Origin of the sequence: Salipiger sp. IMCC34102, assembly GCF_004145405.1 — a bacterium.
In the GTDB taxonomy this organism is placed as follows: domain Bacteria; phylum Pseudomonadota; class Alphaproteobacteria; order Rhodobacterales; family Rhodobacteraceae; genus Loktanella.
The window spans coordinates 620,887-633,231 of record NZ_SELQ01000001.1 but is presented as its reverse complement, the minus strand read 5'-3'; the positions used below and the strand labels follow the sequence as shown (position 1 = coordinate 633,231).

The window sequence follows — 12,345 nt, the reverse complement described above, 5'->3', positions numbered from 1 at the left end:
TCACAGCGCAAGCTCAAGAAAATAGCCGCTATCTGTTGTGCCGTGGTTCATAGCGAAGCAGATCGACCGCGACGCCTCCCAGGCCTCGATGTCCGTAAGGCGCCACCGGGTGGAGCCGGCGCTGAGCTTGACGGCCGCGGGGAAATCGCCGTTGCGCTTCCAACGCCAGATGCTGTCGGTCGATACGCCGAGGCGGTCGGCGACCTGACCGACGGTGAGATATGTTTGAGCCAAGATAGTCCCTTCCGTGGATGGCTATAGTAAACGAGCACTTACGTTATAGCCGCCGGTCGGTTGGGTTGCGTCGACTTTCGAAAGAAAATCGACCGCGAAATCATTGGTGGGGCCAATGGTGGGACAAGAGATCAGACCCCGATAAAAGTCAACGATTTCAAGGTTAATTGGCGGACTGGGGAGGATTCGAACCCCCGACCCCTTGATTCGTAGTCAAGTACTCTATCCAACTGAGCTACCAATCCGCGTGACGCTGCATCTAGCCTCCGCGTTCGGGCGATGCAAGCCCTTCGTGGCGAAAATCTGAGGCCGGATCCGGAGACAGGGCAAGATCGCCCTTGGGCAGGCGTATCTCGAACGTGGTGCCGTCGGGGCCGGTCTCGACCAGCCGCAGGCGACCGCCGTGGCCGCGGACCAGATCGTCGGCGATGACCAGTCCCAGACCGCTGCCGCCCTTGCGCACACCGCCCTGAAACGGCTTGAAGAGGTTGTCGCGCGCCTTGGCCGGCAGCCCCGGCCCGGTGTCCGAGACGAGGATGCACCAGCTCGTGTCATCCTCCGCCGCCGCCACCGTGATCCGTCCAGCCAATCCGGAGGACGACAGCGCCTGGCGGGCGTTGCGCACGAGATTCGACAGCACGCGGAACATCTGCTCGGGATCGCAACGCAGGGTCATGTCCGCGGGCACGTCCGTCTCGATCCGGGCAGCGGCGGCGCCGGGCGCCAGGGCCTCGGCCTCGACCACCTCCTCTGCCAGCGCGCGCAGGTTCACCCGGTCCAGCCTTGGCGTCGGCTCGTCCGCCCGCCCGAAGGCGAGGGTGCTTTCGCACAAGGACACCGCCCGGCTGATGGAATTCACCAGCTTGGGCGCCATGCGCTTGACCAGCGGGTCGTCGGACCGTTCGATCCGGTCGGTGAACAATTGCGCGGCGGTCAGGATGTTTCGCAGATCGTGGCTGACCTTGGCCACCGCCCCGCCCAGCTGCGCCAGCCGCTCCTTCTGGCGCAGCGCGCCGGTCAACTGGGTCTGCATCGCGGCGAGCGCCACCTCGGCGTCGCGCAGTTCTTTGACCCCGGCGGTGGGCTCGATGATCAGGCGCGCGTCCTCGGGCGCCGCGGCATAGGCGATCATGTGATCCACCACGCCCTTGATCGGCCGGACGAGGAACAGCCGCATCGTCAGGAACAGCAATCCCGCCGTGATGACAGAGATCACGGCTGACAGCAGCAGGATGTTGCGCCCGTAGTCCAGCATCGCCGCGCGCAGGGGCATCTGCATCATCGTGACCTCGATCAGCCGGCCCGCGTCCTGCGTCGGATCGCCGATGACCCGGACGATCCGGTCCTCCGTGTCCATCAGCGTGGCGATCGCGTCGCGGATCAGCCCCGCGCCGGACGGGTCGCGCAGATCGTAGGTGGCCGAGATCGGCTCGGGGATCGGCGAGGACAGCGCCAGCAGCCGCGAATCGTCGCGCCGAAGGACCACGTTGAACACGCCCGCGTTGCTCAGAAGCTCCCGCTCCAGGTCGGGAGAGATCATGTCCGTCGCCTCCACCGCGAGCGAGGCGATCTGCGCCCGTTCCAGGCGGCTCAGCAGGTAATCCTCGCGGAAGCGCGCGACGGAGGGGACGAAGATGAAGACCTCGGCCAGCATCACGAACAGGACCGTCAGGATCAGAAGGCGTCCCGATAGCGTGTTCAGCATGGCCCCTCCCCTGTCAGCACATCATGGCAGCCATCGCTGCACCACGCCGACGGCCTTCTTCACCACCGCGCTGTCGAACAGCTTGGGACTGAAATAGGCCCCGGCGGCACGTTTGTTGATCTCATTGTAGGTCGGATAGGGCAAAATGGTATTCGAGATCGCCGTCATCTTCAGACCGTTCGCGATGGCCATGCACCACAGGCCGATCAATTCCCCGGCCAGGTGGCCCGCGATGGTCGCGCCCACGGGCTTGCCGCCGACGACCATGACCTTGATGAGCCCCGTGGTGCGCCGCTCGGTGTTGGCGCGGTCGTTGTGGGCATATTCGGACCGGACCACCGTCAGCTTGTCGCCGTGCGCCTGCCTGGCCTGCGCCTCGGTCAGGCCGACCTGCGCGAGTTCGGGGTCGGTGTAGGTGGCCCAGGGGATGTGATCGGTGCGCGCCTTGGCGGGCAGGCCCAGGACCAGCGAGCGGACAAGCTGGCCCCCGTGGTAGCCCGCGACATGGGTGAACTGCATCCCGCCCGCCACGTCACCGGCCGCATAGACCCGCTTGTTCGTGGTGGAGCGCAGGTTCTCGTCCACCTTCAGCCCCTTGCGGTCATAAGCCACCCCCGCCTTTTCCAGATCCAGCCCTTCGACGTTCACGCTTCGCCCGACGGCGACGAGCAGGTGCGAGCCGCTGAAATCGCCCTTGGAGGTGTGAACCGTGAGCCCGTCCGCGCCCTTGGTGATGCGTTCGGCCTTGGTCTCCTGTTCGATGGCGATGCCTTCGGCGCGCAACTGGTCGAGCACGATGGCCGCACATTCGGGATCGTCCTTGCCCAGCGCGCGCTCGGCCTCGATCACCGTGACGTCGCAGCCCAGCCGCCGGTGCGCCTGCGCCATCTCCATCCCGATGGGCCCGCCGCCGATGATCAGCAGGTGATCGGGGCGTTCGCGCAGATCGAAGATCGTCTCGTTGGTGTGGACGGTGACGTCCTCGATCCCGTCGATGGGCGGCACGAAGGGACCGGAGCCTGTCGCCACCACGAAACGCCGCGCCTCGACGATCGTCTCACCGGCCTGCACCTTGTCCTCGGCGATGAAGCGCGCGTGCTTGCGGATCACGGTGCAGCCCAGTCCCTCGAACCGCTCCTGGCTGTCGATGGGGGCGATGGCGTCGATGACGGCGTGGACGTGATCCTTCGCGGCGGCGTAATCGACCTCCGGGTGGACCTCCTGCACGCCGAACTCGGAATTGCTCCAGCCGGAATGGGCGTGCTTGGCGCTGGCGATCAACGCCTTCGACGGCACGCACCCGCGGTTGAGGCAATCGCCGCCCATGGCATCCGCCTCGATCAGCACGACATCGGCGCCCATCTGCGCGGCGCCGGCGGCGACCGACAGCCCCGCAGAGCCCGCCCCGATGATGCACAGGTCGACCTTCATCCGGTTCGCCATGTCAGACTCCTTTCTTGCCGCGCACGGCCTTCAGTATGATGGGAAGTGCCGCCAGAACGCACAGCCCCAGGATCGGCAGCAGGATCTGCGGCTCGAAGATGATCCCCAGATCCGGCGTCTCCCCCCGATCGAAGACCTGGGACAGCCCCGCACCGACGGAGGTGAAGACCAGCGCCCCCGGCATGATCCCGAAGAATGTCGAGATCGCGTAGCGAAAAAGCGGAACGCCCACGAGGGCCGGCACCAGGTTGGCCACGAAGAACGGCACCGCGGGCAGCAGGCGGATCAGGAAGAGCATCGACCACTGATTCTCGTCGATGCCGTCCTTGATGCGCTTCACCAGCCCGTCGGAGGCCTCCATCCGGCGGCTGAGCGCGTCGCCCAGGCCCCAGCGGGCCGCGAGGAACAGGGCGATGGCGCCCAGCGTGGCCCCCGTGACGTTGTAGATGACCCCCGGCAACACCGGGAACCCTTGGGGAAACTGGCCGAACAGGAAGCCGCCCGTCAGCGTGGCGATGGTGCCGCCGGGCAGGCTGAAGGCCACGATCGCCGCATAGGCCGCGATGAAGCCCAGCACGCAAAGCAGGTAGTTGGCGTCGCGAAAGGCCAGCAGCGCCGCGCGGTTCTCGCGCAGGGTATCGAAGGTGAGGGTATCCCGGAACATCCAGAACCCCGCGATGGCGGCCAACACGATGACGATCAGCGGCAGGCGCCTCAGGATCGGGTTCGGGCGCGACTGGGATTCGGTCATCTGGGGTCCTGGCATGGATGGGGCGGTCGCCTAGTAAGAAGCCCGGACGCGGCCGGGCGCCAACCCGCCTCACGCGCAGGTGATCGGGGCCGCGCCTTTGCGGTGCAATCTGTAACAAAATCCTGCCCCGGCAACAGGCCATGTTTCAGGGCAGCGGGTCGTTGACACATGCCGGGCGAGGTCCTAAAGGACGGGTCTGAATTTACGCCGGGTCGCGGCAGGGCTTTGCCCCCGACCCCCAAACCGGAGAATTTGCCATGAAGCGCACGTTCCAGCCCAGCAACCGGGTTCGCAAGAATCGCCACGGCTTCCGCGCGCGGATGGCCACCAAGGCCGGCCGCAAGATCATCAACGCCCGTCGCGCCAAGGGCCGCGCGAAGCTGAGCGCATAAGCGACACCCGCGTGACCGCGATACGGCCGCCGAATGCACCCGACAGGGCCGCGTCGGCGGCCTTTCCGCGTTTGCAGGTTCTCACGAAGCGTCGCGACTTCATCGCCGCCAGCCACGCGCTGCGGCAGGGCACGACGGGCATCCACCTGCAGGCGCGCAAGCGCGGAGACGGCGACGAGACCGGCATCCGCGTCGGTTTCACCTGCTCCAAGAAGGTCGGCAACGCCGTCGCCCGCAACCGTGCCAAGCGCCGCCTGCGCGAGGTGGCCCGGCTTGTGCTGCCCGAACACGGACGTCCCGGATGGGACTACGTGCTTGTCGGCCGCAAGGAGGTCACGGCCACCCTGTCCTTCACCCAGTTGCAATCCGACCTCGTGCGCGCACTTCGCCGGGTGCATCCGTGACCCCGCTCGCGCATCTCGTGGCGCTGCCCGTGCGCGCCTACCGGCTGCTGCTCTCGCCCTGGGTCGGCCACGGGTGCCGCTTCCATCCCACCTGCTCGGCCTACGCGCTGGAGGCGCTGGGCCGGCACGGCGCGCTCAAGGGCGGCTGGCTGACCTTGCGCCGCCTTGCCCGCTGCCACCCCTGGGGCGGATCCGGCATCGACAATGTCCCCGACTGATGCGCCCTAAACTTCGCCCGATCGCGCCAAGCACCCTTGGCGCATGGCCAGGATCGGCGTAGACGCATCCCATGCTGGACCAGACCGACATTCACCCGCTCTTCGCAGGCGCCCCCGACACGGTGGAGTTCAAGAAACTCCGCAAGCGGCTCGTGCGCGACACCCGCGAGGCGATCGACCGCTACGGCATGATCGAACCCGGCGCCCGCTGGCTGGTCTGCCTGTCGGGCGGCAAGGACAGCTACACCTTGCTGGCGATCCTGCACGAGCTGAAATGGCGTGGGCTGCTGCCGGTGGATCTGCTGGCCTGCAACCTCGACCAGGGCCAGCCGGGGTTTCCCGCGACGGTCCTGCCGGAGTTCCTCGAACGGATGGGCGTACCGCACCGGATCGAGTATCGCGACACCTATTCCATCGTCATGGACAAGACGCCCAAGGGCCGGACCATGTGCACCATGTGCTCCCGTCTGCGGCGCGCGAACCTCTACCGCGTCGCGCGCGAGGAGGGCTGTTCGGCCATCGTGCTCGGCCATCACCGCGATGACATCCTCGAGACGTTCTTCATGAACCTCTTCCACGGCGGCAAGCTGGCCACCATGCCGCCCAAGCTTCTGAACGACGAAGGCGACCTTCTGCTCTACCGCCCCCTCGCCCATGTGGCAGAGGCCGATTGCGACGCCTTCGCCCGCGCGATGGACTACCCGATCATCCCCTGCGATTTGTGCGGATCGCAGGACGGGTTGCAGCGCCAGCAGGTCAAGCGCTTGCTGGACGACTGGGAAAGCCGCACGCCGGGGCGCCGGGGGAAGATGTTCAGCGCCTTGATGAACGCCCGGCCCAGCCATCTGCTCGACCCCGCGCTCTTCGACTTCGCGGGCCTCACGCGCGATCACGACGGGGCGGAATTCCCTTGACCTTTTGCCCCTTGGGGGGTTGAACCGACCGGATTCCAAACCAGCGACGGACGGCCCCCGATGGACGATCAGAACAAGAACCTGTTGCTTGCCTCGGCGCTCAGCTTCGCCGTCATCCTCGTGTGGTTCATCCTGTTCCCGCCCGAACAGCAGGCCCCCGCCACCTTTGATGACGCGGCCGAGCAGCAGGACGCCGCCACGGTCCCCAACGCGGCGACCGCGGGCAACAGCGGCGTGGCCGAACCGACGGAAGCGGTCGCCGAGGCGCCCCGCGTGCCGATCGACACGCCCAACGTGGACGGCACGATCTCTCTTCTAGGCGGCCGGCTGGACGATCTGAACCTCAAGCAGTACCGCGAGGACGTGGACCCCGAGTCCCCCGAGGTCCGGCTGCTGTCCCCCGCCGGGACCGAGGACGCCTACTTCGCCAGCTTCGGCTGGGCCGCCGTGACCGGTGTCGCGGGCGACGCCGTGCCCACGCCCGATACGCTCTGGACGCTCGAAGACGGCGAGACGCTGACCCCCGACACGCCGGTCACCCTGGCCTGGGACAACGGCGCGGGCCAGATCTTCCGCACCGAGATCGCCGTCGACGACCGCTTCATGTTCGACATCACGCAATCGGTCGAGAACACCGGCGAGACCGAGATCGCCGTGCGGCCCTACGGCCTGTTGCGCCAGTACGGCGTGCCTTCGGATCTGTCGAACTTCTTCATCCTGCACGAAGGCCTCGTGCGGATGTCCGACGGTGAACTCGAAGAGCTGAAATACAACGGGATCGAGGATTACGCCGTCGACCCCGCCGAAGGTACCAACGCCGAGCGCGTGGACGTGCAGGGAAGCGGCTGGATCGGCTATACCGACCATTACTGGCAGACCATCCTGATCCCCGGCGAGGGCACGCCGTTCCGCTCGACCTCGAAGTATTTCCCGACCCGCGACATCTTCCAGGCCGAAGCCGTCCAGCCTTCCGTCAACGTGGCCCCCGGCGCCACCGCCGCCGTCACCACGCAGCTTTTCGCGGGCGCCAAGGAATGGGACACGATCCGCGACTACCAGCAGGCCGGCGTGTCCAACTTCATCGACAGCATCGACTGGGGCTGGTTCTTCTTTCTGACCAAGCCGATCTTCTGGCTGCTCTACCACATCGACCAGGTGATCGGGAACATGGGCTGGTCGATCATCGTCCTGACCTTCGTGCTCAAGCTTCTGGTCCTGCCGCTGGCCTACAAGTCCTACGTCTCCATGGCCAAGATGAAGGAACTCCAGCCCGAGATGGAGGCCCTGAAGGAACGCGCCGGCGACGACCGCCAGCAGATGCAACAGGGCATGATGAAGCTCTACAAGGACAACAAGGTGAACCCCGCCGCGGGCTGCCTGCCGATCCTGATCCAGATTCCGATCTTCTTCTCGCTCTACAAGGTGATCTTCGTCACGCTGGATCTGCGCCACGCGCCCTGGGTGGGTTGGATCAACGATCTTTCGGCCCCCGATCCGTCGTCGATCCTGAACCTCTTCGGGCTGCTGCCCTGGGGCGTGCCGGACCCTGCGTCGATCTTCGCCATCGTCAGCCTCGGCGTGTTGCCGATCCTGCTGGGCGTGTCGATGTGGCTGCAGCAGAAGCTGAACCCGACGCCCGCCGATCCCACTCAGAAGATGATCTTCGCCTGGATGCCCTGGGTCTTCATGTTCATGCTGGGCAGCTTCGCCTCCGGTCTCGTGCTCTACTGGATCACCAACAACACGATCACCTTCCTGCAGCAGTACGTCATCATGCGCAGCCATGGTGCGAAGCCCGACGTCTTCGGCAACATCCGCGAAAGCTTCCGCCGCAACAAGACGGCGGTGGCCAACGACAACAAGAAGGGCAAGTAGGCGCGTGGAGGCCTTGCCCTTCCCCGTCGCCGACCGCCCGGAACCCGAGGCGATCGAGCAGGGCCGCATGCTCTTCGCGGGCGAGACGGAGTTCCTCAAGGGCGTCGTCGCGATGGGCGGCCTGCCCCCCGCCGACCGTCTGGAGGTCTGCTTCGCCGGGCGCTCCAACGTCGGAAAGTCGAGCCTGATCAACGCGCTCACCGGCCGCAAGGGACTGGCCCGTGCCTCGAACACGCCCGGCCGCACGCAGGAGATCAACTTCTTCACCGCCCGCGACATCTACGTCGTCGACCTGCCCGGCTACGGCTTCGCCAACGCCCCCGTCGCGGTGGTGGCAAAGTGGCAGGCCCTGCTCAAGCAGTATCTCTCGGGCCGGCCCACCCTGCGCCGGGTCTTCGTGCTGATCGACGCGCGCCACGGCGCCAAGACCGTCGACGAAGAGATCATGACCCTCCTCGACCGCTCCGCCGTGACGTTTCAGGCGGTCCTGACGAAGACCGACAAGGTCAAGGCCTCCGCGCTGGAGGATGCCCTCTCCAAGACCCGCGCCGCCCTCGCCCGGCACCCCGCCGCCTACCCCGAGATGATCCTGACCAGTTCCGAGAAGGGTGAGGGCATCGACACCCTGCGGGCCGTCATCGCCTCGATCTAGCGCCCGCGCGCTTGTCCGCCCCCCGGCCCCGCAGGCCCAAGTGACCGCTTGAGCCCCCCCTGCCGCTCGTCTAGCGTCGGCACCAACGGCGGCAGGAGAACGGGATGAAGGCGCAAAACATGGACAGGGACTGGATCACGACCGCACGCACGCTCTCCGAGGCGGTGCCCTACATGCAGCGCTACTCCGGCGCCGTGGTCGTGGTGAAGTTCGGCGGAAACGCGATGGGCGACGCCGAGGCGATGGCCTCCTTCGCGCGCGACATCGTGCTGATGAAGCAGGTCGGCATGAACCCCGTGGTCGTCCACGGCGGCGGACCGATGATCAACCAGATGCTCGACAAGCTCGGCATCAAGTCCGATTTCATCCGCGGCAAGCGCGTCACCGACCAGGCCACCGTCGAGGTGGTCGAGATGGTGCTGACCGGCCTCGTGAACAAGCGCATCGTGCAGGCGATCATGGACGAAGGCGGCCGCGCCGTGGGCCTGTCGGGCAAGGACGACGATCTGATGGTGGCCGCCGCCGACGACCCCGAACTGGGCTTCGTGGGCAAACCGGTGGAGATGAACGTGCAGGTCCTGCGCGACCTCTACACCGCCGGGATCATCCCCGTGATCGCCCCGGTCGCCACCGGCATGGACAGCCTGGAGACGTTCAACGTCAACGGCGACACCGCCGCGGGCGCCATCGCGGGGGCGCTGAAGGCCGACCGGCTCCTGCTGTTGACGGATGTCTCTGGAGTCAAGGACGCCGAAGGCAAGGTCGTGACACAGCTCACGCCCGAGCAGGTCCGCAAGATGACCGAGGACGGCATCATCGCGGGCGGCATGATCCCCAAGACCGAAACCGCGCTGAAAGCCATCGAGGACGGCGTCCGCGCCGTGGTGATCCTCGACGGGCGGCTGCCCAACGCCTCTTTGCTGGAACTCTTCACCGAACACGGCGCGGGCTCGATCATCCGCTCGACCGAACCGCGCGTGAAATCCCGCGAGACCGCGACGTGAGCCGCCGCCTGATCCTTATCCGGCACGGCAAGTCCGGCTGGGCCAACGGGGAAGAGGACCACGACCGGACGCTTACCGACAGTGGCCGTCAGGACGCCACGCGCATGGGCCGCTGGCTGCGCGACGAAGGCTTCACGCCCGACGTGATCCTCTGTTCGTCGGCCACCCGCACGCGGCAGACCGAAGCGGCACTTTCCCTCGGGCCGGAGCCGAAGATTCTCGACCCGCTCTACCAGTCTTCCCCCGATCAGATCCTGAGCCTCCTCGCGCAGGAGGACGCCGCAACCGTCGCCGTCATCGCCCACAACCCCGGCATCGGCGATCTGGCCGCCCGCCTGGCCGCCACCCCGCCGGACGCGGCCCGCTTCTCGAGCTACCCCACCTGCGCGACGACGGTGCTGTCCTTCGAGGCCGACGACTGGTCGCAGGTGAAAGACGGGCAGGTCCTCGCCTTCCGCACCCCCCGCGACTTCAAGGACTGACGCCCGAGGCGCACGGGGCGGTCTTCTGGCCGAAGATACCCCCGCCCGAGGCCGCGGTCGCCCCACCAAACGCGAAAGGCCGCGCCATCACGCGCGACCCCCCGTTCATCTGGCCGGATAAACTCCCGCCGGAGGCACGGCCGAAGGCCGTTCAATGCCCCAGGATCTGGCTCAGGAACAGCTTCGTCCGCTCCGATTGCGGGTTGTTGAAGAACGCCTTCGGCTCGTTCTGCTCGACGATCTGGCCCTGGTCCATGAAGATCACCCGGTTCGCCACGGCCTGGGCGAAGCCCATCTCGTGGGTCACGCAGATCATGGTCATGCCTTCCTCGGCCAGCTCGATCATCGTGTCGAGCACCTCCTTGATCATCTCGGGGTCCAGCGCCGATGTCGGCTCATCGAAGAGCATGATCCGCGGCTTCATGCACAAGCTGCGCGCGATGGCGACCCGCTGCTGCTGACCGCCGGACAACTGGCCGGGATACTTGTTGGCCTGGTCGGGGATCTTCACCTTTTCCAGGAAGTGCATTGCCGTGGCCTCGGCTTCCTTCTTGGGCGTCTTGCGGACCCAGATCGGCGCCAGCGTGCAGTTTTCCAGAATCGTCAGATGCGGGAAGAGGTTGAAGTGCTGGAAGCACATGCCGACCTCGGACCGGATCTTGTCGATGTTCTTGAGATCCGACGACAACTCCGTCCCATCCACCACGATGGAGCCCTTCTGGTGCTCTTCCAGCCGGTTGATGCAGCGGATCAGCGTCGATTTGCCCGACCCCGAGGGTCCGCAGATCACGATCCGCTCGCCGCGCTGGACGGTCAGGTTGATGTCGCGCAGCACGTGGAAGGTCCCGTACCACTTGTTCATGTTGGTGATCTCGATGGCGACCTCGTCGCTCACCTGCATCTGGCTGCGGTCGATCTGGCGGTCCTGAACGGCGTCTTGCATGGTGGTGCCCCCTAGCGGTTTTCACGCTGAAGCTTGCGCTCCAGGTACATGGAATAGCGGCCCATCGCGTAGCAGGCGATGAAGAACATCAGGCCGATGAAGACGTAAAGCTCCCAGTAGATGCCGTTCCAGTCGGTGCTGGCGCGGATCGAGTTGGTCAGTCCCAGCGGGTCCAGAAGGCCGATGAAGACCACCAGAGTGGTGTCCTTGAAGAGCCCGATGAAGGTGTTCACGATGCCCGGGATCGAGATCTTGAGCGCCTGCGGCAGCACGATCAACCGCATCGACTGCCAGTAATCCAGTCCCAGCGAATCCGCGCCTTCGTATTGCCCCTTCGGCACGGCGGCGAGGCCACCGCGCACGACCTCGGCGATATAAGCGGCCGAGAAGAGCGTCACCATGATGATCACCCGCAGCGTCAGGTCGAAATTCGTCCCCGGCGGCAGGAAGTAATTCAGCAGCAGCGACGCGGTGAACAGCCAGACGATCAGTGGTACGCCCCGGATGATCTCGATGAAGGTGATGGCCAGCTTGTTTACCAGGAACAGGTCCGAGGCACGCGCCAGCGCCAGGACGATGCCTAAGGGAAGCGACAGGATGATCGCCGCCATGCCGATCACGACCGACAGCATGAAGCCGCCGAAATCGCTGGACGGGATCGCGCGGATACCGATCGGGATCAGGTCGTGGACGACCTCCGCAAGCGGGATCGCGACGAAGGCCCAGTAGAGGATCGGCACCACGATCGCCCCCGCCACGGCGGCGATCTGGTTCACCCCGCCCAGCAGGCGCGCGGCGACGGCCCCCAGGACGAAGCCCATTGCGATGAAGACCGGCACCCAGATCGACCCGCCCCACAGCAGGAAGAAAATGATAAAGGGCGACACCGCCGAGAACGTCAGCCAGCCCCGCGGGATCGACCCGAAGAGGACCGGCGCCAGCCCCGCCAGCATGATCACGAAGGCCAGCGTCGGTCGCCAGTAGGCCGAACGGGGGTAGAACCCGAAGGTCAACTGCTCCCAACGGTCTGCGATCACCGCGAAACAGGCGGCGGAGGCATCGGGCCCCATCGTCTCGTCCCGGATCGCGCGGCATTCCGACAAAGAGCCCGCGTCCCAGATCCCGTTGAGGAACCACGGCCCGATGTGGCTGAGGATGAACCAGATCACATAGAGCGCGACCACCGTCATGATGGCGTTGAGCCACGTCGGGAACAGGTTCTCGCGCAGCCACTTGACCGCCCCCGTCTCTGTCACGGGCGGGGCCTGCTGTTCCAGCATGGCTTCGCGGAAATAGGCGTTCGTGACTTCGCTGTCGGTATCGCTCAT

The 12,345-nt window shown here is 66.1% G+C and carries 14 protein-coding genes and 1 tRNA gene; 8 read left to right on the top strand and 7 right to left on the bottom strand.

The features are described from left to right. The 5 genes from EU805_RS03330 to EU805_RS03310 form a co-directional block, all read right to left on the bottom strand. Positions 1-234, bottom strand: coding sequence for an AlpA family transcriptional regulator (locus tag EU805_RS03330; protein ID WP_207208055.1), 234 nt, complete (start codon positions 232-234; stop codon positions 1-3). A 168-nt stretch (positions 235-402) separates the two neighbouring features. Beyond that, positions 403-479, bottom strand: a tRNA-Arg gene (locus tag EU805_RS03325). A 14-nt stretch (positions 480-493) separates the two neighbouring features. Beyond that, a complete protein-coding gene (locus EU805_RS03320; protein WP_129762512.1) occupies positions 494-1,939 on the bottom strand; it encodes a sensor histidine kinase in 1,446 nt (481 codons plus the stop codon). A 21-nt stretch (positions 1,940-1,960) separates the two neighbouring features. Further along, positions 1,961-3,382, bottom strand: coding sequence for an NAD(P)/FAD-dependent oxidoreductase (locus EU805_RS03315; RefSeq protein ID WP_129762511.1), 1,422 nt, complete (start codon positions 3,380-3,382; stop codon positions 1,961-1,963). A 1-nt stretch (position 3,383) separates the two neighbouring features. Then, entirely contained in the window at positions 3,384-4,133 is a 750-nt protein-coding gene (locus EU805_RS03310) for a TVP38/TMEM64 family protein (RefSeq protein ID WP_129762510.1), read from the bottom strand. A gap of 257 nt (positions 4,134-4,390) precedes the next feature. Between EU805_RS03310 and rpmH the strand changes: the two genes are divergently transcribed. From rpmH to EU805_RS03270, 8 genes are all read left to right on the top strand, one after another. Next, complete coding sequence (gene rpmH, locus EU805_RS03305) at positions 4,391-4,525, top strand: 50S ribosomal protein L34 (RefSeq protein ID WP_129762509.1); 135 nt, start codon at positions 4,391-4,393, stop codon at positions 4,523-4,525. Positions 4,526-4,536: 11 nt separating this feature from the next. Continuing rightward, positions 4,537-4,929 carry a ribonuclease P protein component gene (gene rnpA, locus EU805_RS03300; protein ID WP_129762508.1) on the top strand — a complete coding sequence of 131 codons (393 nt, stop codon included), beginning with the start codon at positions 4,537-4,539 and terminating at the stop codon, positions 4,927-4,929. Further along, the gene (yidD, locus tag EU805_RS03295; RefSeq protein ID WP_129762507.1) at positions 4,926-5,147 is read left to right on the top strand and encodes a membrane protein insertion efficiency factor YidD; all 222 of its coding nucleotides are present in this window, start codon (positions 4,926-4,928) and stop codon (positions 5,145-5,147) included. Before rnpA ends, yidD begins: the two co-directional genes overlap by 4 nt. 71 nt (positions 5,148-5,218) lie before the next feature. After that, positions 5,219-6,061 (top strand): tRNA 2-thiocytidine(32) synthetase TtcA, encoded by an 843-nt coding sequence (gene ttcA / locus EU805_RS03290; protein WP_129762506.1) that lies wholly within the window; start codon positions 5,219-5,221, stop codon positions 6,059-6,061. A gap of 60 nt (positions 6,062-6,121) precedes the next feature. Next, positions 6,122-7,936 (top strand): membrane protein insertase YidC, encoded by a 1,815-nt coding sequence (gene yidC, locus EU805_RS03285; protein WP_129762505.1) that lies wholly within the window; start codon positions 6,122-6,124, stop codon positions 7,934-7,936. 67 nt (positions 7,937-8,003) lie between these two features. Continuing rightward, entirely contained in the window at positions 8,004-8,588 is a 585-nt protein-coding gene (gene yihA, locus EU805_RS03280; protein WP_242494056.1) for a ribosome biogenesis GTP-binding protein YihA/YsxC, read from the top strand. A 104-nt stretch (positions 8,589-8,692) separates the two neighbouring features. Next, the gene (argB, locus tag EU805_RS03275) at positions 8,693-9,592 is read left to right on the top strand and encodes an acetylglutamate kinase (RefSeq protein WP_129762503.1); all 900 of its coding nucleotides are present in this window, start codon (positions 8,693-8,695) and stop codon (positions 9,590-9,592) included. After that, positions 9,589-10,074: a histidine phosphatase family protein gene (locus EU805_RS03270; RefSeq protein WP_129762502.1), complete on the top strand. Its 486-nt coding sequence runs from the start codon at positions 9,589-9,591 to the stop codon at positions 10,072-10,074. Before argB ends, EU805_RS03270 begins: the two co-directional genes overlap by 4 nt. Before the next feature lie 151 nt (positions 10,075-10,225). Here EU805_RS03270 and EU805_RS03265 read toward each other — a convergent pair whose 3' ends face one another. Both EU805_RS03265 and EU805_RS03260 read right to left on the bottom strand, forming a co-directional pair. Next, positions 10,226-11,017, bottom strand: coding sequence for an amino acid ABC transporter ATP-binding protein (locus EU805_RS03265; RefSeq protein WP_129762501.1), 792 nt, complete (start codon positions 11,015-11,017; stop codon positions 10,226-10,228). 11 nt (positions 11,018-11,028) lie between these two features. Next, complete coding sequence (locus EU805_RS03260; RefSeq protein ID WP_129762500.1) at positions 11,029-12,345, bottom strand: amino acid ABC transporter permease; 1,317 nt, start codon at positions 12,343-12,345, stop codon at positions 11,029-11,031.